The organism is Aeromonas allosaccharophila, assembly GCF_016026615.1.
Lineage (GTDB): Bacteria > Pseudomonadota > Gammaproteobacteria > Enterobacterales > Aeromonadaceae > Aeromonas > Aeromonas allosaccharophila.
This window is the reverse complement of the sequence record NZ_CP065745.1, coordinates 3,135,625-3,158,466: the sequence shown is the minus strand read 5'-3', so window position 1 is coordinate 3,158,466 and position 22,842 is coordinate 3,135,625. Positions and strand designations below refer to the sequence as shown.

The following is a 22,842-nucleotide window of genomic DNA, read 5'->3' as shown; positions in this document are numbered from 1 at the left end:
TCTATGTAACTGGCCCCGCATCGGCAAGGCGTTGAATAAATGAACAAACGGGTGTGTTCAATCGAAAAACACCTTGCATGGCATCGCGCCATTCGTATAATCCCTCGCAGTTGCCCGGGTGGCGAAATCGGTAGACGCAGCGGATTCAAAATCCGCCGGTGAATAACCGTGTCGGTTCGAGTCCGACCCCGGGCACCATCAAATTCATGACAAAAGGCCATCAGCAATGATGGCCTTTTGTTTTTTGGCGTTCCTGCGGATTGGTGCGTTACTGCTGAACAGGCCGTGCTTCCCGTTGCTGTCTGGTATCCCTTCTCTTTTCCCGCTCTCCGTTATTTCCTTTTCTTGATGTAGCCGCTGACGGCATCACCGCCAGCGGCCTGTTTCTATTGCGGTTTTCTTTCATTTCCTTGCTACGCAGTAGCATGGTCGCGAGCTATCCCAGCAGGGCAAACAGCAGGGTGCCGAGGGTGCCTGCGAGAGTCAGCGCGATGATGGCTCTGGGTGTGCCGTGCAGCTTGGTCCACATAAACAGGCTGGTGAGGGCGAGCAGCAGCAGGGCAAGGGCGGCGATGTCGCCAAACAGCTGCCAGCCGAGGCCGGTGCCCATGCCGCGATGTAGCCGGTTGAGGCTGGCGGCAAAGTTGGCTTGCTGCAGATCGGTGCGCACCAGCAAGGTGCCATCGACATAGCTGGCGGCCACGCTCTGGCTGAGGGTAACGCCGCGCATCTCCCATTTGGCGGGCAGCGTGATTGGGCCGTTCGGGGTGGGCAGGGTCTGGGCCGGGGTGATCATGGTTCGCCCGTCGGCAAAGGTCTCGGGATAACGCTGTTGCAGCAGGCTTTTCAGCTGCTCCGAGCTGGCGAGCGGCGCCTCCAGCACTATCTCTTCACTCGATTTGTCGGTGTGGGGGCCGGGGATGGGCAACACGGCGCGGTGTTGCAGCCAGAGGCCGGTGATGCCGTACATCAGCATCAGGGCGAGGGTAAAAAAACCGGCCCAGGCATGGAGGCGGCGTACCCATTTGTTGTTGTGAAGGGGAACTCTTCTGCGTTTCATCGTGGTTGCTTCATAAAAAACTGGCCAGCAAGGGCTGGCCAGTCGGGGTGGTTGTCACTGGGATCAGAAGCGGTAGGTGCCAGTCAGACTCAGCTGACGGGGTGTGCCCGGCATGATCTGGGTGGCACTGGTGGCGCTGACGAAGTACTCGTGATCGGTCAGGTTCTCGGCGCTCAACTGGGCTTCCCACTGCTGCCAGCGATAACCGGCGCGCGCATCGAAGCGGGCGTAACCGGGCAGTGTGGTGGTGTTGGCGTTGTCGGCGAAGCGATCGCCCACCGCCGTCACGCCGGTTTCACCGAACCAGCCCTGCTCGCCACTCTGGTAGCCGAGATAGAGCTGGCCATTCTGGCGGGAGACGTTCATCGGGCGCTTGCCCTGCAGATCCGCATCCGCCTTGACCTGTTCCGCATCCTGAATGGCGAAGCCGCCACGCAGGTAGAGCTCGTCGGTCAGCTCGGCGCGGGCGCTCAGCTCGACCCCCTCGGTGCGCTGCAGGCCGGTGAGGATCACCTTAGTGGGATCCAGCGGATCCTTGGTGCGCTTGTTGTACATCTCCAGTCGATAGAGGGAGAGGGTTGTCGCCAGCTTGCCATTCAGCCAGTCACTCTTCACACCTCCTTCGTAGAGGCGGGTGTGCTGGGGTTCCAGCCCGTTATTCTTGTCGCCCGGGGTGATGCCGATCAGCTCGCCGCCCACCGGAGTGAAGGTCTTGCTGTAGGAGGTGTAGAAGGCGTGATCCTCGAGGGGATTCCACACCAGACCGAGGCGCGGGCTCAGGCTGTTGACCGAGATGCTCTCCTCCTTGTTGAGGTCATAGCGGCGACTGGTGACGGTGAAGTCGTCACGGCGCAGCCCGCCCACCAGATGCCAGTCACCCAGGCTGAGCTGATCCTGCAGATAGAGGCCATTGCCACGCACCTTGTGTTTGGCGTCGCTGGAGAGCTTCATGGCGCCATTGTAGGTGGGCAGCGAGCCCGGGTCGTAGAGGTTGCCGGACGGGATGGCGGTGGCGTTCTGGTAGAGCTTGGGTGTGCGCTCCTGCCAGTTTTGCTCGAAGCCGACCAGCAGGCGATGTTCCAGCGGGCCGGTCTGGAACAGACCTTCGGCCTCGGTGTTGCTGATCAGGTTCTTCGCTTTCAGATCCTGCTGCCAGCGGGAGCGGGTCACCTGATCCCCTTTGACGCTGGTGACATAGGTGTTGTCAAACTGGCTGTCGAGGGTGGAGTAACCGAGCTGCTGGCGCAGCTGCCACTGATCGTTGATATCCCATGAGAGGCGGGAGCGGGTGGATTGCGCCACGTCATCGATGAAGTCGCGACTGGTATCGCTGTAGACATACTCCCGCGGCACATCGGCCGGTCGGCCATTGACTCCGGGAATGCCGCGATCCGGGGTGCGGTCATGTTCGTTGCGCTCGTACTGCACCAGCCAGTTGAGGTTGTCGCTGATCTCCCAGTTGGCGGAGGGGGCCAGCAGAGTGCGCTTGCTCTTCACGCCGTTGCGGAAGCTATCTTTGTCCTCTTGCGCCATGTTGAGGCGCAGTTGCACCTGCTCACTCGCCTCGCCATTGAGGTCGGCGGCCAGCCGCTGGCTGTCAAAACTGCCAACCCGGGCGGTGACGCTGGACTCCTGTCCTTTTTGTGGCTTCTTGCTGACCCGGTTGACGATGCCCCCCGTGCTGCCGCGGCCGTAGAGCACGGCTGCCGGGCCCTTTAGCACTTCCACCCGCTCGATGTTGCCGAGATCCCGGGTGTACTGCATGTCGTCGCGGAATCCGTCGAGATAGAAGTCGTTGCTGGCGCTGAAGCCGCGGATATTGACCCCGTCGAAGCGGGTGTCACCGCTGGCGTTGACCCCGGGGATGCCGCTCAGGGCTTCACTCAGCGTCGGTTGGCCGAAGGCGGTCAGCTCGCTGACCTTGACGCTGTCGATGGTCTGGGGAACCAGCTTGGCTGGCGTATTGGTACGGGTTGCGGTGGCAACTTCCTGATGCTGGGAGCGTTTGCCAACCACAGTCATGGTTTCATCGGCGGCCTGGGCAGTGAAGCCGGTGCCCAGCAGTGCCAGCGAGACCAGCGTTCTGTGAAAGTGAGGGTGCTGCATATTCAATATTGACTCTTTGGATGTCGACCTGACGGCTCGAACATATTGATTTAATTATAATTAGCCTGACCCGCCAAAGCGGGATGCCAATGATATTGATTTTCATTTATCTAGCAAGGTGAAAATGGCGGTATCTGTGGCGGTGGTTGTTGCGGTTGGGAGAGCGCGGTTGAAACGCAGATCCCCTGCAGCAAAAGCGCGAGAACGAAGCGAGAGGAAAAAGGGTGAAGCGGAAGAGAAAGGGACGAAACGTGAAGAGATATCCGGCCCGATAGGGCGGGCCGGATACCGGACTCAGTGGGTGCGCAGTAGTCGGCGGGTGAGGGGCCGGGCTGCCAGCAGGCGATAGGCCAGCAGAGACGCTCCCAGCAGCAGCGGCACCTTGGCAATTTCCCAAGGGATGGATGCGCCCTGCGGTCCAAACATGAAGAGCCAGACCACCAGCATCATGTGCAGGCAGTAGATCCCGAGCACTTTGGGTGCCTGGCGTTCCAGCCAGCTGCCTTTGCCCCACTCGGGGTTGGCCAGCAGCAGGCCAAACAGACCAAGAGCCCAGGGAAGGGAGCCGAGCAGGAAGTCGTGGCGGGTGAGCGGCACCGCGGCGAAGTGCTGCAGCGCCCAGGCTTCACATCCATAGAGCGCCACGCCCGCCAGCAGCAGTTGCCAGCCGGTGCGGGCATCCGGCTGCCACTGACGCTGGCGCAGCAGGGCCCCCAGCGCGACAAACAGCAGGGAGAAGAAGGGGCCGTTACGGGTGAGCAGTGGCCACTCGGCGCCCAGCAGCGGTTTGGCATAGGAGCCCCCCAGCAGCGCCAGCAGGTAGAGGCCAAGACCCAGCCAGAGGGCAAGCACTGGCCTGCCAAGCCGGTAACAGAGCGCCAGCAGAGTCACCGCCATGATCAGGGCTGGCAGGAACCAGAGGTGGATCATGCCGCCCACCAGCCAGCCGTTGAGGGGGTCGGCGAGCTGGAATTGCCACTGCCCGCGCAGGGAGACCAGATAGCCCTGCTGCACGGCATCCAGTGGATTGAACGGCACCAGCAGGTAGACCAGACTCCATATTAGCCAGAGCTGCAGCAAGGGGCGGCAGTAGCGCCAGGCCACGGTCAGCGGCGCCTCGCGAGTCAGTCTCGGCTGCAGAAAGTAACCGGCACAGAGGAAAAACAGCGGTACGGCAAAGCGGCATAGCTGGTTGATGGTGCCGCTCAGCCAGAGCCAGGATTCGCTTCCCCACAGGGCGGGGTTGAACGGATTGGCGAAGGGGGAGACGTGAATGGTCATCACGGCCAGAATGGCCAGCACCCGCCCGCACTCGATACTGGAAATACGCATGGTGGCTCGTCGTTACAGGGGTTGTGACGGCACGCTAAAACCCGCACAGTCTACTTGCAACCAATTGATTTTATTCGTGTGAGTCACGTTGTTGAGCGGTTACGTTTTGTAACGGGATGGCGGGAGGTGTTACCTGTAACGGGAGCTGGCTCCCGTTTTTTTGGCGCAGCCACGCAAATAAAAAAAGCGAGGCGGGGCCTCGCTTCGACAGGGCGGATTCGGGCTTACTGGTGGGTCATCATGCTGCTCTGGTTGGCTGCCAGAGTGGTTCTGCCCGAGCTCTCCAGCCAGGTTTTGATCCGCTTGGCGTCGGCGACCCGGTCGTTGGTCGTTTCGGCATTGAGCAGCACCATGATCACCGGTTCGTGATTGACCTTGGTGCCCAGCACCAGACAGCGGCCCGCTTCGCGGATATAGCCGGTCTTGGAGAGGGTGAACTCCCATTGCCCCTCGCGGATCAGCCGGTTGGAGTTGAGGTAGTGCAGCTGGCGCTTGTTGGTGCGCACATAGCTTTGCTGGTCGGTGGAGTACTGGCGGATCAACGGATAGGAGGCGGCAGCGGCAGCGAGCTTGGCGAGATCCTGCGCGGTGGAGACATTGCGCGGGTTGAGCCCGGTGCTGTCGGCATAGCGGGTATTCCACATCCCCAGCATGCGGGCCTTGGCATTCATCGCCTCGACGAAGGCGCGCTGGCCACCGGGATAGTGGCGAGCCAGCGCCGAGGCGGCGCGGTTTTCAGAGGACATCAGGGCGATATGGAGCATTTCGGCGCGGCTGAGCTTCGAACCGATGGCCAGGCGCGAGCCGGTCCCCTTAATACGGTCGATGTCGGCATTGGTCACGGTGAGCATTTCGTTGAGCCGCAGGTTGGCATCCAGCACCACCAGCGCCGTCATCAGCTTGGTGAGCGAGGCGATGGGCATCACCCGGTTGCCATTGCGCTCGGAGATCACCTCGCCGGTTCTGTGGTTGGCCACCACGAAGGCAGCCGAGCTGAGGTTGGGCACATCCCGCCGCTCGAGAAAGCCGCTGCTGCTCTTGCTGCTGGCGGAAAAGGGGTTGGCATGGGCACTGTCCATAGTGGCCGGCAGCATGACTGCGCCAAGCAACAGGGGAAGGAGGGAACGCATCATCATGATCAGCTCTACCGGACGAAATACAGGGATATCTGGCTAAGTTATATGTCGTGAACTGGCGCTTCACAATCATTCTCACCTTGATATTGATAATTTGCGGCGTTAAAGGGGCTCTGGCAGCGAAACGCGGGTGAAAATGGCCTCTCTGGAGTCTATTTATGGGGGCTGCCGACAGGACATCATGGTGAGGGTTTGCCGGGGCATGGGCATCGCGGAGTAAGAAAAATCGGGACCAGAGCGGTCCCGATTGGCATGGAGTATTGCTCACCGTTTAGTGGGCATCTTCCTGCTTGATCTTGAAGCGCATGGCGATCACTACGAACAGCAGCGGGCCAATGATGGTCCAGACGCCGGTGGAGATATCGCCGGAGATAAAGGGGGCGACCACGGTAAAGACGTTGCCGAAGGCGACCAGGATCAGGCTGATGATGGTGGCCAGCAGCACGGAACCCGCGCTCTTGAAGAAGATCAGATCCTTGCCCAGCACCGGGTTGTTGCGATAGCGATACCAGGCGTAGATGAGGAACATGTAGGGCAGGGTCATGCCGACGTTGGTCATGGTGATGATCAGCTCATAGAGGGCGGCGGCCCCTTCCGGGTTGATCAGGGTAAAGATGGACTTGGCGGCAATGAACAGACAGACCACCCAGGCTTGCACCTTGAGCGCTTCAATCCGCACGCCATTCTCGTTCTCGCGCTGGAAGCGCTCCGGCCAGAAGTAGCTCGGGGTGCCGGTGATGAACTGGCGCAGCGGTGCATAGGAGAGGGCGATAAAGGCGCCGAGGTAGCTCAGGAACATGCCCAGCCCGGCAAAGCGCATGAACACCTGCCCCAACCACTCGCCACCGAGATGGCGCCCCAGCTCCAGCATGATGATGAAGAGGGCGGAGAGTGAGGTGATCCCCTCGGCCGGGAAGTCGCTCCAGCGCATGATGGAGCCGACCGCCAGAAAGCCGATGATGTAGCAGAGCACGATGAAGGCGCCGGAGAGGAAGATGCCACGCTTGAGGTCGCGCTCGGGATCTTCCAGCTCGTCAGCCACCCCGGCCATCGCCTCGACCCCGCCGTAGGCGAAGATGGCGAATACCATGAAGCCGAGGAAGGGGATGATGTCGTTGAACGCGGCATTGGGAGAGGCTGCCAGTGATGCCTGAGTGAGGGGCTCCTGCAGGGTCATGCCGCTCACCGCGAAGGTGAAGACGCCACCGACCAGCAACAACACGTTGAGCGCCACCACGGAGAGACCGCCGATGGCCGCCACCTTGGCGAAACGGGCGCTACCAAAGGTGATGAGCTTGGTGACGGTAGCAACCAGGGCGATGGCGACGACCCCCAGAATAAAGGGGCCAAAGTCGATGCCGGTGCCCAGGGTGACCGGGATGACGGTGATGTCGCGGCCAAACAGCATGAAGGAGAGCGGCACCCACATGGAGAGCGCCTTGCCAAACATCCAGATGACGTAGGAGGCGAACCACATGGTCAGACCGATAAAGGCGAATCGGGTCGAGACCGAGTGGCGCATCCAGGTAAAGATGCCGCCCGCCTCCTTGCGAAAGCCGGTGCCAAACTCGATCATCATGAGGATGAACGGAATGAAGAAGAACAGACCGCCGATCACGAACATCGGAATGGCGGCATATCCCATTCGATAGAAGCCAATCCCGATATTAGTGACGCCAAATACCGATGTTAATATCATCAATATAAAGGCACCCAACTTCAGCTTTTTTGCTGACATATTGAAAACTCCCTGATGGTGCTGGATTTAAAGTAATCAAAAATTAAACAGACGAAACCGGGCCAATTAATAACGCTATCGCGCCATGTCATCCTGTTGTGGCTGGCACGATCGGGTCAGCGCTGACCGGGCTGGCTTACCCGTCAGGCGGTCAATGAATGTATGGGCGGAGCTGCATGGCCTTGGCCACGAGCGGTATTGGTCTGCGTTGCCGAAATTAACTGTGAACGATTTTATCATTAATGCTGCTGGGCAGGTAAGTTCCCCGAATGAAGCCGCAGCTAAAATAAACAGAGCTGCCAGTTAATTGATACGTTGCGGATGTAAACATTTACGCCCTGGCCAACACTTATTTCCATTATTCGTGTTCGGAATAATTGGCGGAGTGAATTAAACCATCCTGCCAGATAGACCCGCGCCAATGGTGACAGGTCCCATCATCCCAGCCGGGTCAGCAGCACGCCGCCAGTGATGATGGCCGCTGCGGTCAGTCGCACGCGCCCGAGCGGCTCTTTCAGCAACCAGACCGAGAGCAGCATGGCAAACAGCACGCTGCTTTCACGCAGCGCCGCGACCACGCCAATGGGGGCTTGGGTCATGGCCCAGATGACAATCCCGTAGGCGAGCAGTGACATGGCGCCTCCTGCCATTCCTGACAGCGCATGGCGGCGGATCTGGCGCCATGCGTTGCGCCTCTGGTGGACGATCAGCACTAACAGCATCGCCAGACCGGTACAAGCAAAGAGCCAGAGTGTGTAGCGCACAGGTTCACCCCCTGCGCGGGCACCGGCCCCATCCGAGAGGGTATAGGTCGCCGTGAACATGGCAGTGATCAGTGCCGCCCGAACCGCTTTGCTGCCAAGGCGCTGCTGCCCCCCTCGCCAGGCCATCAGCAAGACCCCCATGATCAGCACGCAGGCGCCGAGGATGCCGCCGTAGCCGGGGTAGTCCCCCAGCAGCATGGCACTGAGCACCATGGCAAGCAGCGGGGCACTGCCGCGGGCCAGCGGATAGATCTGGCCAAAATCGCCCTGATTGTAGGCATGACTGAGAAACAGGCAGTAACCGGTATGGAGCAGAATGGAGAGGCCGAGCCAGGGCAGCTCGGCTGCGGAGGGAAGCCCCATGGGCAGCAGCGCCACGGCGGCGATAAGCCCGGAGAAGATCGCCACTAGTGAGACCCCCACCAGCCGCTCTTCGCCAATTTTGACCAGCGCATTCCAGCTGGCGTGAAGCAGGGCGGCCAGCAGAACGGCAAAAAAGACGGTGGTACTCATGGGGGCAGGCTCTCGGGCGATGGGGGCCAACAGCATACCCGCCCGGAGCCTGATTGGCCGAGATCTGTATCAAGGCTTCGGCTTTTCGGGGCTCGCCTCCTGCGTGGAGGCGTTGCCCAGTTGTCCCAGCACCAGCTTGGGATGAGGGTCGGTCTGCAGCGGTATATCCTGCAACTGTGTTCCCTGCTGGTGGCGGTGGATGATCCCGGCGGCCATCTTGCCCAGCGCCTCGTAGCTGCTGATGGTGCCAACGCTACAGCCGTGCTCGACGAACAGTTCGGCACTGCAGATGGTGGGGATGGCAGCTTCGTTCAGTGCATTCAGCAGACGGGGGGCGATGGAGAGCAGATAGCTGTCTGCGGCCAGAAAGACGATGTCGTTTTTGGCATCCTGTTGCAGCCGCTTAAGTTCGTTGTCCAGCCGCCGTGGGTCAGGGGCCATCCGCCAGGTGACCATCTGCCACTGATAGCGTTTCGCCTCGTTGAGCAACATATCGGCCACCAGCAGGGTGTTCTGCTCCCGCGGGTTGAAGGGCAGTAGCAGCCGCTTGCTGGTGGCCAGATGCTCGCTGGCGTTGGCCAGTTGCAGCGCCATCGGCACCATGTTGCTCACCCCGGCCACCATGCTGTTCTGGGCTTTGTCTTCCGAGAGGATGTCTGCCCCGACCGGATCGGAGACCACGTTGAAGATCAGAGGTTTGCGGTTGGCCAGCAGACTCTTGGTCATGGTGGTGGCGGTGGTGCCAAAGGTGTAGATGTAGTCGTACTCTGCCAGTTTCGGCAGCATCTGCTGGCGCAGCATGGTCGCCAGCGCCGTGCGATCCTGATCGGCGTTATAGGTGGTGATGGTGGCCTGATAGCCAAGTCTGGTCAGCTCTGACCGAAAGCCCGCTTCGGCTGCGGTTTCGCCGCGCCACAGCACCATGGCGATAGAGAGGGCGTGTGCTGGCAGGGACAGCAACAACAGTAGTGTGACAAGCAGTTGACCCCTCATTTTCTCACCTCCCGTGCAGACCCTTGTCTGATGAGCCTAGGCCACTTTCTCCGGTCGTGAATGGCGCGCAGCAAAAAGCGCGATGGCAAGCCATCGCGCTTTGGGTATCCGCAAAACTTCGATTAGAAGTCGTAGCGGGCAGCCAGCTGGAAGTCATCCTGGTTGGCCGTCGCCTTGCCGGCAACGCTGTCCAGATTGTTGATGCGGTACTCGCCAATCACCCGCAGGTTCTTGTTGAATTTGTACTGGGCACCCAGGGTGTAGTAATCCACGTTGTCTTTCTTGGTACCGGCTTTGTCCTGCTCCTGCTTGTTCCACAGCGCCATCAGACCGAAGCCGTTCTCGAAGTTGTAGCCCAGTGCGGCTTCCCAACCGGTGTGATCGGTACCGGTCGCCAGGAAGTCGCTGCCATCGGCATAGCTCAGGGCGGCGTAGGCGGCCTTGTTGTCGAACTTGGCGGAGATCAGCCACAGCTTGGCATCTTCTTCACCGCTCTTGTCGCGGATACCGACGTTGTAGGCGGTACCCAGTGACAGGTTGAACGGGAAGGTGTAGGCCACGGCAGCACCGTAGGCCGCGTCGCTATCCTTGCTGGTGGTCTCTTCGGTGTCACCACCGTCGAACTTGTAGCTGGTGTCGAGCTGGAAGCCATTGAACAGGCCGGAGTATTTCAGCACGGAACCGGCACGGTTGGTGGCGAAGGTGTCGGTCTTGGCTCCCAGCGCGTCGTTGCCGTAGCCGTCAGAGAGGGAGACATCAGTCCAGTCGGCCAGGAAGCCCGGGGCCCCTTTCTGGCGACCGAAGGTCACGGTGCCCCAGTCAGCGCCCACACCGGCGAATGCCAGACGGGTACGCAGGTTGTCGGAGCTCTCGCTGATGGTCTTCTCGCTGTCGTTGATGTACATCTGCACTTCGTACTGGGCCAGCGCCTTCAGACCACTCTGGATCTGGGTCTCGGCCTTGGCGCCGAAGCGGACAAACTGGTTGGCCCCTTGCTTGGCGCTGTAATCCTTGGTGCCATTCGGGTTGGTAGTATCGACGTTTTCTTTCTTGTCACCGAAGAATTGACCGGCGTAGATACGGCCATAGAGATCCAGCATGGCGGTGTCATTTTTATACACTTCAACGGCTTGAGCCTGGAAGGTTGCGGTCAGAGCCAGTGCCACTACAGTCAGCTTTTTCATCTTAATCCCTTGTGTTGCAAGCTTTTGTTTTGAAGACGGGGCCATGCTAGGCAGCAGGGATGACAGCGGGGTGACAGTTGGGTGAAGAGTCGATGGCAGTTGGATTGCATTTGGATGAATTGGCTACATTCTTGCCCGCAACGGCTACTTTTGTGCGCAAAGGTTTGCCCTTGTGGTAGAATGCCGCCCGTTTTCGAGCTCCATAGGTTGGATATGCGATGAGACGTGAACTGGCAATCGAGTTTTCCCGAGTGACGGAAGCGGCTGCACTGGCTGGCTACAAGTGGCTCGGACGTGGTGACAAGAATATCGCTGATGGTGCGGCCGTAGCGGCCATGCGCCACATTCTCAACCAGATCGAGATCGATGGTGAGATTGTTATCGGCGAAGGTGAAATTGATGAAGCGCCGATGCTCTATATCGGCGAGAAGGTCGGTACCGGACACGGCGACGCGGTGGATATCGCGGTCGATCCCATCGAGGGTACCCGCATGACCGCCATGGGTCAGGCCAACGCGCTGGCCGTACTGGCGGTGGGCGACAAGGGTTCCTTCCTGAAAGCGCCTGACATGTACATGGAAAAGCTGATCGTCGGGCCCAAGGCCAAAGGCGCCATCGACCTGAATCAGGCTCTCGAGCTGAACCTCAAGTCTGTGGCCAAGGCGCTGGGCAAGCCGCTCTCCCGTCTGACCGTCATTACGCTGGCCAAGCCGCGTCATGACAAGGCGATCAAGGAGATGCAGGGTCTGGGCGTGCGGGTGTTCGCCATTCCTGATGGTGACGTTGCTGCCTCCATCCTCACCTGTCTGCCGGACAGCGAAGTCGACATGCTGTATGGCATCGGCGGCGCACCGGAAGGGGTAATCTCCGCTGCGGTGATCCGCGCGCTGGATGGCGACATGCAGGCCCGTCTGGTGCCGCGTCACCGCGTCAAGGGCGACAGCCCGGAAGTGCGTGCGCTGGGCGAGCAGGAAATTGCCCGCTGCGAAGCGCTGGGTATCGATGTGAACAAGGTGCTCAAGCTGGAAGACATGGCGAAGAATGACAACGTCATCTTCTCCGCCACCGGCATCACCAAGGGTGATCTGCTGGACGGTATCACCAGCGATGGCGTGATGGCGACCACCGAGACTCTGTTGATCCGTGGTAAATCCCGTACCATCCGTCGCATCAAGTCGATCCATTACCTGGAACGCAAAGACAGCGTGGTACGCGACATCATCCTGTGATGATGGCTCGCTGAACCGGCTGTGTTGCCTGAAGCCCGATCGCCCGTGCGGTCGGGCTTTTTGTTGTGCGCCAGCTACGTTTGTGCCGCCGCTTCGGCTATGGTGGCTCGGACCGTCCCAAAGGAGTGGAGTGTATGGAGTGTCGTAGCGGCTGCGCTGCCTGTTGCATCGCCCCCAGTATCAGCAGTGCCATTCCCGGCATGCCAGATGGCAAACCGGCTGGCGTCCCCTGTATCCAGCTCGATAGCGCCCTTGGCTGCAAGATCTTCGGTCAACCGGAGCGACCGGCGGTGTGCGGCGGTTTTCGCCCCATGATGGATGTGTGCGGCAGCCACCGCGCCGAGGCCATCTGGCTGATCGGCGAGCTGGAGCGGCTCACCACCTGACGAGGGCGGGCGAAGAGATAAAAAAAGAGGCCGCATCATGCGGCCTCTCGCGTTTCAGTTCGCCGGGGATCAGATCCCCGCCAGCGCCAGTGCCTGACGATAGTACTCGTTGGCCTTGTTGGTGAGGCGGCGCTTGTCCATCAGCTGGCCGAGGGCGTGGTAGGCGGCGGCGTTCGGCGCCCGCTCCACTTCCTGCTCCAGCAGCTTCTGGGCGTCGTCCAGCTGACCGGCCAGCAGATAGAGCTGGGCCAGTGCGGTGTCTACATCCGGTTGCCCCTGCTGTTTTTGCAGCAGTGCCAGCAGCGGCTGGTAGCTGTCGAGTTTCAGCTTGGGCAGGCGAGCCAGCAGCTGCGGCATCGGCTGTTTGCGCAGCGCCTCCTGCCACAGGGTGGCGGCCTCGTTGTCGGCACCGAGCTGGCGCAGCAGATCGCCGTAGCAGGCCAGCAGTTCCGGCTCAAGGCGCAGCTTGCGCGGCAGATCCTGCCATACCGCCTTGATGGTTTCGAGACTGCCGGCAGCCTGTTGCAGGCGGCCACACCAGGCCTGTTTCAGCAGATCTTCTTCCTGTTTCGGGGTCAGCTTGCCCACCTTGTGCAGTGCCGGGATCAGGTCGCACAGGGCGCTCCAGTCCTGACGGGCCAGATGCACCTGACGCAGCTGATCCAGCACCATGGGGTGGCGCGGGTTGAGGGCGTAGACCGACTCCAGCATCGCCAGTGCGGTATCGTACTGCCCCTGCTCGATCTGCAATTGGGTCTGGGTCAGGGTGAGCGCCAGCTCGGCCTTGGGGTTCTCCTCCTGCGCTTTTTGCAGGTATTGATCCCGGCGGGCGTCGTCACCACGGGCCTGCGCGGCCTTGGCGGCACTAAGGTAGTTGAGCAGCGGGGTGTCGCTGTTGCTGGCCCCCTTGATCAGCAGCTTTTCAGCCTGACTGTATTGTCCTTCGGCCATCGCCAGGGTGGCGGCAACGGTCTGCTGATTGGCCTTGCGGCGGCGGCGCGAACCGTACCAGCCGAGGGTCTTGCGGCGCAGGCCGAATACCCGACCCAGCAGCCACTCGACGATCAGCAGGGCGCCGTAGAACAGCACGGCCAGGATCACCGCGCTGGTGACGGAAGATTCGATGGTGTAATTGCCAAGGGCAATCAGCACATAGCCCTTGTTGCCGGAGGCTTGCGGGCCAAAGATCAGCCCTGCGACCATCACGGCAACCAGAATGATTATACGGATCATGGTGCCCTCCTCAGCTGCTGGCCAGAATGCGTTGCAGGCGTTCAGTCAGCACCTGTTCCAGCATGGCCTGGGTCTTGAACTGGGCCGGATAGTCGATCTGGATCTGCTCACCCTTGAGCTTGTCGATCTCGCCCTGCATGTAGCGGGTGGCGCTGTTGTCGGTATCGAAATACTGGGTCAGCCAGCGCTGGGCCTTGTCCAGGCTGTCTTCGTAGAGCGCCTGCTGCTCGCGATAGACGGAGAGCTGGGCCTGCAACAGCTTGGTCTTGAGGTTTTCACGCAGGAAGATCTCCTGCTGCGGCGAAAGCAGCGCCTCGACTGCGCCATCGCGGCGACGGATGGTGACGAAGTTCTCGGTGAACTTGACCCAGTTCTTCTTCAGGTTGCTCTCCCACTCGTCGGGATTGGTGCTGACCGCCTGATCCGGCTCGGCCTTGGCTTCCGGCATGCTGACGGTGGAGAGGGGCAGCAGCTCGATCTGGTCGGACAGTGCAGCCAGCTTGAGGGTCAGCCCCTCGCGGTCGATGCGCGGCATCCCCTTGAGCTTGGCGATATCCTCGGCCAGCGCCTTGCGGATCGGCATCAGGCTGGGATCGTTGAGGGCGGCGATCCGCTCGTCAGCGTTGCCGAGCAGGGTGATGGCGGAGACGAGGTCATGTTCCAGCCACAGCTTGCGGCCCGCCATTCGAACCAGATATTCGGATTCGGCCAGCATCCAGTCGTTGGGGCGCTTGTCGTTGAGATCCAGTACCCGATTCTGCAGGCCCTGCATCTCCCCTTGCAGCCGCTGCTGGGTTTGATCCAGCGCGGCCAGCTGCTCGGCATCCTTGCTGCTGGTCTGGTCGATCTTGCTCAGGGCGCTCGCCAGCTGCTGCTTGAGCTGGGCCAGTTCGGCCTGCTGGGCAACGGCGTTCTTGTGACCGTGCAGATAGAGACCGCCGGTCAGGCCAAGGGCCAGCAGGATGGCGACCCCTCCCAGTACGGCACCGGAGCGGCTCTTGCTGCCATTGACCACAGCGGTCGGCTGGGGTTTGACCTGGGATTCTTGTTGTTCTGTCATTCCATCTTCCTCAGTTCCAGTGCGGCCGTCAGGGCCTGGTTGGATGCACCTTGGGCAATCGTGATATGGATAAAGCCCGCTGTACTGGCCATCTCGGCCACGCGCGGGCTGGGGACCACCAGCAGGCGGTCAAAAAGCCAGGGCCGCTGGTGGTCGGGAACCAGCTCCAGCAGCCGTTGCAACAGTTCACCACTGGTAATGAGCAGGCTGTCCAGCCCCGCTGCCTGCCAGTGGTGTGTCAATGTGTCCCCGTCCAGCTCGGGGTAGTGGCGCTCATAGGCTGCACAATAGTGCACCAGAGCACCGCGTGAGGCCAGCGTGCTGGCGATGAGATCCCGCCCGCCATTGCCACGCAGGATCAGCACCCGTTTGCCTGCTACCTGCTGCAGGGCGGGCAGGGCCAGCAGCCCTTCGCTGCGCGGGTCATCCGGGCAGATCGCCGCGATGCCGATGGCGGCAAAGGCATCTGCGCTGGCCTGACCCACCGCAAAGTACTCAATATGTGGCCAGGTCTGACCAGTTTGCAACAGAAAATCGTGTGCAAAATGAACGGCATGGATGCTGACGGCGATAACCACGTCGGCACTGCGCAGCAGGTCGGGCAGGAGAGGGAGTTCGCTGCCCGCCACGGTTTCCAGCAGCGGGCAGCAGAGTGGTGCATGGCCGTGCTGGCGCAGCAACTGCACCAGCTCGGCGGCCTGAATGGCCGGACGCACCACCAGCGGGGTCATGCGCGGTAGACCTCGGCCAGGATTTCGTCGGCACCGGCGGCCAGCAGGCGCTGGGCCAGTTGCTCGCCGAGCGCTTCGCCATCGGCCAGCGGACCGCGGATCTCGTCGCGGATCACCTGGCTGCCATCCGGGCTACCCACCAGACCACGCAGCCAGATCTGCTCGCCTTCGACCAGTGCGTAGGCACCGATAGGAACCTGACATCCCCCTTGCAGGGCGCGATTCATGGCGCGTTCGGTCAGCACCCGGGCGCGGGTCTCGGCGTGCTCCAGCGGCGCCAGCAGGGCGTGCAGTTCAACATCGTCGAGGCGGCATTCGATGCCGACTGCCCCCTGACCGTTGGCGGGCAGGCTCTGCTCCGGCTCGATAAAGGCAGTGATGCGGTGCGCCATCTCCAGTCGTTTCAGACCGGCGGCGGCTAGGATGATGGCGTCGTACTCACCGGCATCCAGTTTGGCGAGGCGAGTGTTGACGTTGCCACGCAGGTCGCGGATCACCAGATCCGGGCGCGCGGCGCGCAGCTGGCACTGGCGGCGCAGGCTGGAGGTGCCGACCACGGCCCCTTGCGGCAGTTCGGCAATGGCCTTGAAACGGTTGGAAACGAAGGCATCGCGGGGATCTTCCCGCTCGCAGATGGTGTGCAGACCGAGCCCCTCGGGGAACTCCACCGGCACATCTTTCATGGAGTGAACGGCGATATCGGCCCGTCCTTCCAGCATGGCGGTCTCCAGCTCCTTGACGAACAACCCTTTGCCACCGACCTTGGCCAGCGGGGTATCGAGGATCTTGTCACCCTGAGTGCTCATGGGCACCAGTTCGACCTGCAACTGCGGGTGCAGGGCTTCGAGCCGGTCTTTGACAAAGTTGGCCTGCCACAGGGCCAGCGGGCTCTTGCGAGTGGCAATTTTCAGGGTTCGGGCTGCCATATCAATCAGTTGTTTCATTTTTAGAAGGAAATCGATATTACCACCCTTTGCCCGGGCTTTCATGGCGGAGCCGGCAAAAGCGGGGCCAAGCTCAAAAATGCATGCTGAAAATGATTTTCATTAAGTCATGTCTGATGATTAATTCATTGAATGTATTGGAATTTAACGATTTCTCCTGATACTTTTTGTGGTCATACCAGAAATAATCTGACGATTAGCGGAAGGCTTGTTTACCACTGCTGTTTGCATTGTTAACATGATCACACTTTTTTGACGTATCCCCCTTTTGGTGCGTCATTTTCACTTAGGTGATAGGCAGGGCATTGCAGGAACACATCGATACGCTGGTTGCGCGTTATGACGACATTACCCGTCTCAAGACGCAACGGGCGTTAGGCCTCATGAGTCGCTATGGGCAGCAGGTATTCCAACTGCTGCCCGTCATGCTGCACTTCAATCACCCCCTGCTGCCCGGTTATGTTTCCGGTGATGTTCCTCATGGCATCTGGAGCTTCAGCGCCACCGCCGAGCAGCAAGCCTTTATCGATGACCTTTGCCGCAACGCCAATTGTCAGAGCGGTCTTGCCACCCATGATCGGGCCATTCAGGGGCTCTACTCCATGGGCAGCACCTCCTCCATCGGCCAGTGCTGTCACTCCGATCTCGATATCTGGGTCTGCCACGTGGCCGGTTTGTCGCAGGAGCGGCTCGATCTGCTGGAGCTGAAGTGCCAGCAACTCTCCAAGTGGGCCGAACAGCGCGGGGTCGATCTCAACTTCTTCCTGATCCCGGAAGACAAGTTCCGCCAGACCAATGATGCCCAGATGCAGGGGGAGAGCTGCGGCAGTGCCCAGCACCTGCTGCTGCTCGACGAGTTCTACCGCAGTGCCATGCATATCGCGGGCAAGCGCTTGATCTGGTATCTGGTGCCCATCGAGTGTGACGAGCACTACGATGAGTATGTGAACGAGCTGTTCGAGAGCGGCAAGCTCAAGCAGGACGACTGGCTCGATCTGGGCAGTTTTGACCGTATTCCGGCCGAAGAGTATTTCGGTTCTGCTCTGTGGCAGCTTTACAAGGGGATCGACTCCCCCTACAAGGCGGTGCTCAAGTCGGTGCTGATGGAAGCCTACTCCCACGAGTACCCCAACACCCGTCTGCTGTCGATGACTGGCCGCGACTGGTTCCAGCACAACGAGGGGATGCACTACCGGCTCGACAACTACTGTCTGATGCTGGACAAGGTGACCAACTACCTCAAGTCCATCGGCGACATGGCGCGGCTCGATCTGGTGCGTCGCTGCTTCTACCTCAAGGTGTGCGACGGTCTCAGCCATCCCAAGGATGATCACTCCCCCGAGTGGCGCCGCGAGCAGATGAGCCAGCTGGTCTCCTACTGGGGCTGGAGTCAGGACAAACTCTATCAACTCGATCACCGCCACGAGTGGAAGATCGAAGAGGTGAAGATCGCCCACGCCGAGCTGCTGGAAGCCCTGATGCAGAGCTACCGCAACCTGATCCAGTTCGCCCGCCGCAACAACATCAGCGAGTCGATCAACCCGGAAGATATCGGCATTTTGTCGCGCAAGCTCTACGCCGCATTCGAGAGTCTGCCGGGCAAGGTGCAGCGCATCAACCTCAAGATTGCGCCGGATCTGAGCGAGCCGGATCTCAGCTTCGTGCAGGTGCCCCACGGTCGCCTCAACCGCGCTGGCTGGTATCTCTACAAACATTCGCTGGAGCCGGTGGATATCATTGGCCGCGCGCCGCTCGAGTTCAACGGTTACATCAGCAAGCTGGTCTCCTGGGCCTATTTCAACGATCTGCTGACGCCCCAGTCGCGGGTGCACCTGTTCAATCAGGGCTCGGATCTGCACATCGATAATCTGCACCAGTTCTGTCGCGATCTCTCCGGCTGCTTCCCCGAGAAGTACCCGCTCGCCACCAACCTGGCGCTCAGTCGGCCGTGCGAGATCCGTCAGCTCTCCATCTTCCTCAATCTGGAGATGGACCCGACCAGTCACTGGGTCGGTCAGGTGATCGAATTTGATGCCAACACCGTGGATGTCTTCTCGTTCGGCCGCAATCAGGAGTGTCTGGTGGGCTCGGTGGATCTGGTCTATCGCAACTCCTGGAGCGAGATCCGCACCCTGCACTTCCAGGGGGACGAGGCGGTGGTCGATGCCCTCACCACTATCCTTGGCAAGATGCATCAGGATGCGGCCGCCCCCGAGATGATCGAGGTGTTCTGCTACAGCCAGCACTTCCGCTCTCTGGTGCGCTCCCGCTTCCAGACCCTGGTGGCAGAGTGTATCGACCTGCGCCTTGCCCGCGACAAGCAGCAGCTGGTCAAGACCATGGCCCTTGGCCGCGAGAAGTACGGCATCTTCTTCGAGCGACGCGGGGTATCGGTGAAGAAGCTGGAAAACGCCATCGACTTTTACCGCCACATCTCCCACAACAAGCTGGATCACCTGCCGCTGCGGCTCGACAAGACCCACAGCCAGCATCTGCCGAGCATCGTCGATGCTTACGCCAGCGAAGGCTTGGTGCAGTTCTTCTTCGATACCCGGGATGCGGGTACCAACATCTACATCCTCGATGAGGCGAACCGGGTGGAGATCTACCAGCACTTCGCCGGCAACAAGGATGAGCTGGTGGCGGGGGTCAACCGCTTCTACACCTCCAATCACGAGCGGTTCAGCGATGATGGCCAGTTCATCAACTTCAACCTGCCCCAGTACTACGAGATAGTGCAAGTGAACGGCGAGCTGGATGTGATCCCCTATCGCAGTCAGGGCACTCTGCGCGAGCAGGTGCCGCCCACCCGGGAAGTGGGCTGACCCGTCCGTTGGAATCGCTATAAAAAACGGCCTGCAGATGCAGGCCGTTTGCTTTTGCGGGGTAGCTCAGGCGCCGAGGCGAGCCAGCAGCCAGCTGCGAATATCGCCGAGCTGCGGACGGCAGATCTCGTGGCGCATCGGGTACTCGTGCCACTCGGGGGCGAGTCCGGCACTTTCCAGCCGGTTCTTGGCATCCCAACCGAGCGACAGGCTCACCACATCGTCATAGATGCCGTGCATGTAGCAGATGGGCAGGGTGCGAGCGGCCTCGCTCATCTCGCCGAGCAATTTATCGGGGGCGGCCAGATAGGTGGACATGCAGAGCAGGCCTGCCAGCGTTGCCTGATAGCGCAGCGCGGTGAAGGAGGCAATCACCCCGCCCTGAGAGAAGCCCGCCAGCACGATGCGCTCGGGGGCAAACCCGTCGGCCACCAGCTGATCGAGCAGGGTGGCAATCTGGTCGGCCGAGTCACGGACATGAGACTCCACGGCCCGCTCGGCGGGATCCTCGAAGCTCTTGATGTCGTACCAGCCGCGCATCTTGTAGCCCATGTTGATGGTGATGGATCGCTCGGGGGCATCCGGCAGCAGGTGACGCACCGGCAGATCGGCGGGCAGGTCCAGCGCGTCCACCAGCGGGGCGAGACCGGCGCCGGAATCACCCAGCCCGTGCAGCCAGATCACCGCGTGACGGGCGCCCTGCGGGTGCAGGTCGATCATGGGAACACCACGGTTTCGCCAGCCTGGGCGGTGCAGGACTTGCTCAACAGCGCCTTGAGCTCGTGTCCGAAGCGGTTGTCGATCCAGGTGTCACCCTGCAGGTCGAAGTGGAAGCCGTTCTCGCGGGTGGCGACCCAAATCTGGTGCAGTGGCTCCTGCTTGTTGATGATGACCTTGGTCTTGTTCTCGAAAGAGAGGGTCAATACGCCGCCGTTGCGTTCGCAGTCGATATCCGGATACCCCTCGTCGAGGGTGTCTTCCACATATTGGAAAAAGGCGTCGGTCAGGGCGTGATACTCGTGATCCTTCATCGGTTTATCCTGTTGCTTTTAACAATGTGAGTGCGATTATAGAGGGCCAAAAATTTTTTCGCAGCGAACCATTATGATCACCCAGTTCACCAAGTGTCTGCTTGCCACTCTTCTGTCCCTCGGGTTGGCCGCGTGCGGTCTGAAGGGGCCGCTCTATATGCCGCCCCCCGAGCAGCCACAGAGCCAGAGTACACCGCAAGCAGCACCGCCTGCGACCTCCGAGGCTGCCACCGAGGCCGCGCCGCACTAATGCCGCACCCATTCTAGGAAGGAACCGCCCCCTTGGATCACTTTAACTACGACGCCGACGGCCAGCTTCAGGCCGAGCAAACCTCGCTGCAACAGCTTGCCGAGCAGTACGGTACCCCGCTTTACGCCTACTCCCGTGCGACCCTCGAGCGCCACTGGCACGCCTTCGACCAGGCCGCTGGCGATATTCCCCATCTGATCTGCTATGCGGTGAAGGCCAACTCCAACCTGGCGCTGCTCAACCTGCTGGCCCGTCTGGGCTCGGGGTTTGACATTGTCTCCGGTGGCGAGCTGTCGCGGGTATTGGCGGCGGGCGGTGATCCGGGCAAAGTGGTCTTCTCCGGCGTGGCCAAGAGCGAAGCCGAGATGCGTCTGGCGCTGGAAAAAGAGATCCTCTGTTTCAATCTGGAGTCGGAAGCCGAGCTGGAGCGCCTCAATCGGGTGGCGGGCAGCATGGACAAGAAGGCTCGCGTCTCGGTGCGGGTCAATCCGGATATTGATGCCGGTACTCACCCCTATATCTCCACTGGCCTCAAGCAGAACAAGTTCGGCATTCCCATCGAGCTGGCGCCTGACATCTACCGCAAGGCGGCCGCGATGGCGAACATCGAGATCGTCGGGGTGGATTGCCATATCGGCTCGCAACTCACCGAATTGAATCCCTTTATGGAAGCGGCTGACAAGTTGCTGCGGCTGATCGACGGTCTGGCTGCAGAAGGGATTCATATCCATCATCTGGATGTGGGCGGCGGTCTCGGGGTTAACTACGGTTCCGAGCAGCCACCCCATCCGACCGAATATGCCGAAGCGCTGAAGCAGAAACTGGCGGGTCGGGATCTGACCCTGCTGTTCGAGCCGGGCCGCGCCATCGTCGCCAATGCCGGCGTGCTGCTGACCCGGGTTGAGTATTTGAAGCCGGGCGAGACCCGCAACTTCGCGCTGATCGATGCCGGCATGAACGACATGCTGCGTCCCTCGCTCTACGGCGCCTGGATGAACATCATCGAGGTGGATAGCCGCGCCGGTCACGCTCCGGCGCTTTATGACGTGGTGGGGCCGGTGTGCGAGACCGGTGACTTCCTCGGCAAGGATCGCACTCTGGCCATCGCTGAGGGTTCCCTGCTGGCGGTGCGTTCGGCCGGAGCCTACGGCTTTACCATGTCATCCAACTACAATACCCGTCCCCGCGCTGCCGAAGTGCTGGTGGATGGCACCGAGGCGCACCTGATCCGCGAGCGGGAGCAGCTGGCCGATCTCTGGCGCGGTGAGCACCTGCTGCCCTGATGGCGCAGGCTGGGACAATGATTTCATAACGGTTGACGGTGAGTTTTTACAGCCCTGACAGCACAGGAATGCACGATGTTGATAGATTGTTCCAGGATGCATGGGGCTTTGGACAACGACTTCATGGCGCTTGACGACCCTTGGGTCGGTGAATTTTTACAGCCCTAACAGCACAGGAATGCACGATGTTGATAGATTTTTCCAAGATGCATGGCTTGGGCAACGACTTCATGGTGGTGGATGGCGTCACCCAGAAGGTATTTTTCAGCAATGACGTCATCAAGAAGATGGCTGATCGCCACTTCGGGATCGGCTTTGACCAGCTGCTGCTGGTGGAGCCGCCCTATGACCCTGAACTCGACTTTCACTATCGCATTTTCAATGCAGATGGCAGCGAGGTGGAGCAGTGCGGCAACGGCGCCCGCTGTTTTGCCCGTTTCGTGCGCCTCAAGGGGCTGATCAACCGGGATCGCATCGCGGTCAGCACCGCCCGCGGTCGCATCGTGTTGCAGCTGGAGGGGGAGAATCAGGTCACGGTAAACATGGGGGTGCCCCAGTTCGAGCCGGGCAAGATCCCGTTCCGGGCCCAGAAGGCAGAGAAAACCTATCTGCTGCGGGCGCAGGAGCATACCGTGATGTGTGGCGTGGTCTCCATGGGCAATCCCCACTGTGTCATCGAGGTGCCGTCGGTCGCCGATGCGCCGGTCGAGACGCTGGGCGCCATCATGGAGCGCCATGAGCGTTTTCCCGAGCGGGTCAACGTCGGCTTCATGGAGATGGTCAACGCCACCGAGATCCGCTTGCGGGTATTCGAACGCGGGGTGGGGGAGACTCTGGCCTGCGGTACCGGTGCCTGTGCGGCGGCGGTGATTGGCATCAGTCAGGGCAAGCTCAAGGAGCGGGTCACCGTCAGTCTGCCGGGCGGCAAGCTGACCATCGCCTGGAAGGGGCCGGGTCAGCCGGTCTATATGACAGGTCCCGCCGAGCATGTGTTTGACGGCCAGATAGAGGTTTAGCCGATAAAGGTTCAGGTACGGGGGGCGC

General features: G+C 60.7%; 20 protein-coding genes and 1 tRNA gene. 7 read left to right on the top strand and 14 right to left on the bottom strand.

Going from position 1 to position 22,842, the window contains the following annotated elements:
- The first annotated feature begins 112 nt into the window (after window positions 1-112).
- Window positions 113-198, top strand: a tRNA-Leu gene (locus tag I6G90_RS14380).
- Between the two features lie 238 nt (window positions 199-436).
- Here the strand turns inward: I6G90_RS14380 and I6G90_RS14375 are convergent.
- The 8 genes from I6G90_RS14375 to I6G90_RS14340 form a co-directional block, all read right to left on the bottom strand.
- Window positions 437-1,060, bottom strand: coding sequence for a PepSY-associated TM helix domain-containing protein (locus I6G90_RS14375; protein WP_197928052.1), 624 nt, complete (start codon window positions 1,058-1,060; stop codon window positions 437-439).
- A 63-nt stretch (window positions 1,061-1,123) separates the two neighbouring features.
- Window positions 1,124-3,166, bottom strand: coding sequence for a TonB-dependent receptor (locus I6G90_RS14370; protein ID WP_197928050.1), 2,043 nt, complete (start codon window positions 3,164-3,166; stop codon window positions 1,124-1,126).
- A 294-nt stretch (window positions 3,167-3,460) separates the two neighbouring features.
- On the bottom strand, window positions 3,461-4,498 hold the full coding sequence (locus tag I6G90_RS14365; RefSeq protein ID WP_197928048.1) for an acyltransferase: 1,038 nt from the start codon (window positions 4,496-4,498) through the stop codon (window positions 3,461-3,463).
- 224 nt (window positions 4,499-4,722) lie between these two features.
- Complete coding sequence (pbpG, locus tag I6G90_RS14360) at window positions 4,723-5,634, bottom strand: D-alanyl-D-alanine endopeptidase (protein ID WP_042061586.1); 912 nt, start codon at window positions 5,632-5,634, stop codon at window positions 4,723-4,725.
- A 271-nt stretch (window positions 5,635-5,905) separates the two neighbouring features.
- A complete protein-coding gene (yjeM, locus tag I6G90_RS14355) occupies window positions 5,906-7,372 on the bottom strand; it encodes a glutamate/gamma-aminobutyrate family transporter YjeM (RefSeq protein ID WP_197928046.1) in 1,467 nt (488 codons plus the stop codon).
- 437 nt (window positions 7,373-7,809) lie between these two features.
- Window positions 7,810-8,685, bottom strand: a complete 876-nt coding sequence (locus tag I6G90_RS14350; protein WP_139406575.1) for a DMT family transporter — start codon at window positions 8,683-8,685, stop codon at window positions 7,810-7,812.
- Between the two features lie 33 nt (window positions 8,686-8,718).
- Window positions 8,719-9,642, bottom strand: coding sequence for an ABC transporter substrate-binding protein (locus I6G90_RS14345; protein ID WP_197928044.1), 924 nt, complete (start codon window positions 9,640-9,642; stop codon window positions 8,719-8,721).
- A 122-nt stretch (window positions 9,643-9,764) separates the two neighbouring features.
- Window positions 9,765-10,826 (bottom strand): porin, encoded by a 1,062-nt coding sequence (locus I6G90_RS14340; protein WP_197928042.1) that lies wholly within the window; start codon window positions 10,824-10,826, stop codon window positions 9,765-9,767.
- A 218-nt stretch (window positions 10,827-11,044) separates the two neighbouring features.
- On the opposite strand from I6G90_RS14340, the gene glpX reads away from it, so the two are divergent.
- Both glpX and I6G90_RS14330 read left to right on the top strand, forming a co-directional pair.
- Window positions 11,045-12,055 carry a class II fructose-bisphosphatase gene (gene glpX, locus I6G90_RS14335; RefSeq protein ID WP_042061575.1) on the top strand — a complete coding sequence of 337 codons (1,011 nt, stop codon included), beginning with the start codon at window positions 11,045-11,047 and terminating at the stop codon, window positions 12,053-12,055.
- A gap of 134 nt (window positions 12,056-12,189) precedes the next feature.
- Window positions 12,190-12,441, top strand: coding sequence for a YkgJ family cysteine cluster protein (locus tag I6G90_RS14330; RefSeq protein ID WP_005336384.1), 252 nt, complete (start codon window positions 12,190-12,192; stop codon window positions 12,439-12,441).
- Window positions 12,442-12,510: 69 nt separating this feature from the next.
- Here the strand turns inward: I6G90_RS14330 and I6G90_RS14325 are convergent, their stop codons facing one another.
- The 4 genes from I6G90_RS14325 to hemC are packed head-to-tail and all read right to left on the bottom strand — an operon-like array spanning window position 12,511 to window position 16,391.
- The gene (locus tag I6G90_RS14325) at window positions 12,511-13,674 is read right to left on the bottom strand and encodes a heme biosynthesis HemY N-terminal domain-containing protein (RefSeq protein ID WP_197928040.1); all 1,164 of its coding nucleotides are present in this window, start codon (window positions 13,672-13,674) and stop codon (window positions 12,511-12,513) included.
- A 10-nt stretch (window positions 13,675-13,684) separates the two neighbouring features.
- On the bottom strand, window positions 13,685-14,734 hold the full coding sequence (locus I6G90_RS14320; protein ID WP_076495577.1) for a uroporphyrinogen-III C-methyltransferase: 1,050 nt from the start codon (window positions 14,732-14,734) through the stop codon (window positions 13,685-13,687).
- Window positions 14,731-15,465 (bottom strand): uroporphyrinogen-III synthase, encoded by a 735-nt coding sequence (locus tag I6G90_RS14315; protein ID WP_197928038.1) that lies wholly within the window; start codon window positions 15,463-15,465, stop codon window positions 14,731-14,733. Before I6G90_RS14315 ends, I6G90_RS14320 begins: the two co-directional genes overlap by 4 nt.
- On the bottom strand, window positions 15,462-16,391 hold the full coding sequence (gene hemC / locus I6G90_RS14310) for a hydroxymethylbilane synthase (protein ID WP_139740585.1): 930 nt from the start codon (window positions 16,389-16,391) through the stop codon (window positions 15,462-15,464). The genes I6G90_RS14315 and hemC overlap by 4 nt, the downstream gene beginning before the upstream one ends.
- 323 nt (window positions 16,392-16,714) lie before the next feature.
- On the opposite strand from hemC, the gene I6G90_RS14305 reads away from it, so the two are divergent.
- Entirely contained in the window at window positions 16,715-19,234 is a 2,520-nt protein-coding gene (locus I6G90_RS14305) for a class I adenylate cyclase (RefSeq protein WP_182969928.1), read from the top strand.
- A gap of 66 nt (window positions 19,235-19,300) precedes the next feature.
- On the opposite strand, the gene I6G90_RS14300 is transcribed toward I6G90_RS14305, so the two are convergent.
- Together I6G90_RS14300 and cyaY are read right to left on the bottom strand one after the other, a co-directional pair.
- Complete coding sequence (locus I6G90_RS14300; RefSeq protein WP_197928036.1) at window positions 19,301-19,954, bottom strand: alpha/beta hydrolase; 654 nt, start codon at window positions 19,952-19,954, stop codon at window positions 19,301-19,303.
- A complete protein-coding gene (gene cyaY, locus I6G90_RS14295; protein WP_042655643.1) occupies window positions 19,951-20,265 on the bottom strand; it encodes an iron donor protein CyaY in 315 nt (104 codons plus the stop codon). Before cyaY ends, I6G90_RS14300 begins: the two co-directional genes overlap by 4 nt.
- Window positions 20,266-20,338: 73 nt before the next feature.
- Here cyaY and lptM point away from each other — a divergent pair, with 73 nt between their 5' ends.
- From lptM to dapF, 3 genes are all read left to right on the top strand, one after another.
- Window positions 20,339-20,515 carry an LPS translocon maturation chaperone LptM gene (gene lptM, locus I6G90_RS14290; RefSeq protein WP_074045189.1) on the top strand — a complete coding sequence of 59 codons (177 nt, stop codon included), beginning with the start codon at window positions 20,339-20,341 and terminating at the stop codon, window positions 20,513-20,515.
- A gap of 32 nt (window positions 20,516-20,547) precedes the next feature.
- The gene (gene lysA / locus I6G90_RS14285; protein WP_197928034.1) at window positions 20,548-21,798 is read left to right on the top strand and encodes a diaminopimelate decarboxylase; all 1,251 of its coding nucleotides are present in this window, start codon (window positions 20,548-20,550) and stop codon (window positions 21,796-21,798) included.
- Window positions 21,799-21,983: 185 nt separating this feature from the next.
- Complete coding sequence (dapF, locus tag I6G90_RS14280) at window positions 21,984-22,814, top strand: diaminopimelate epimerase (protein WP_042061560.1); 831 nt, start codon at window positions 21,984-21,986, stop codon at window positions 22,812-22,814.
- The last annotated feature ends 28 nt before the right edge of the window (window positions 22,815-22,842 follow it).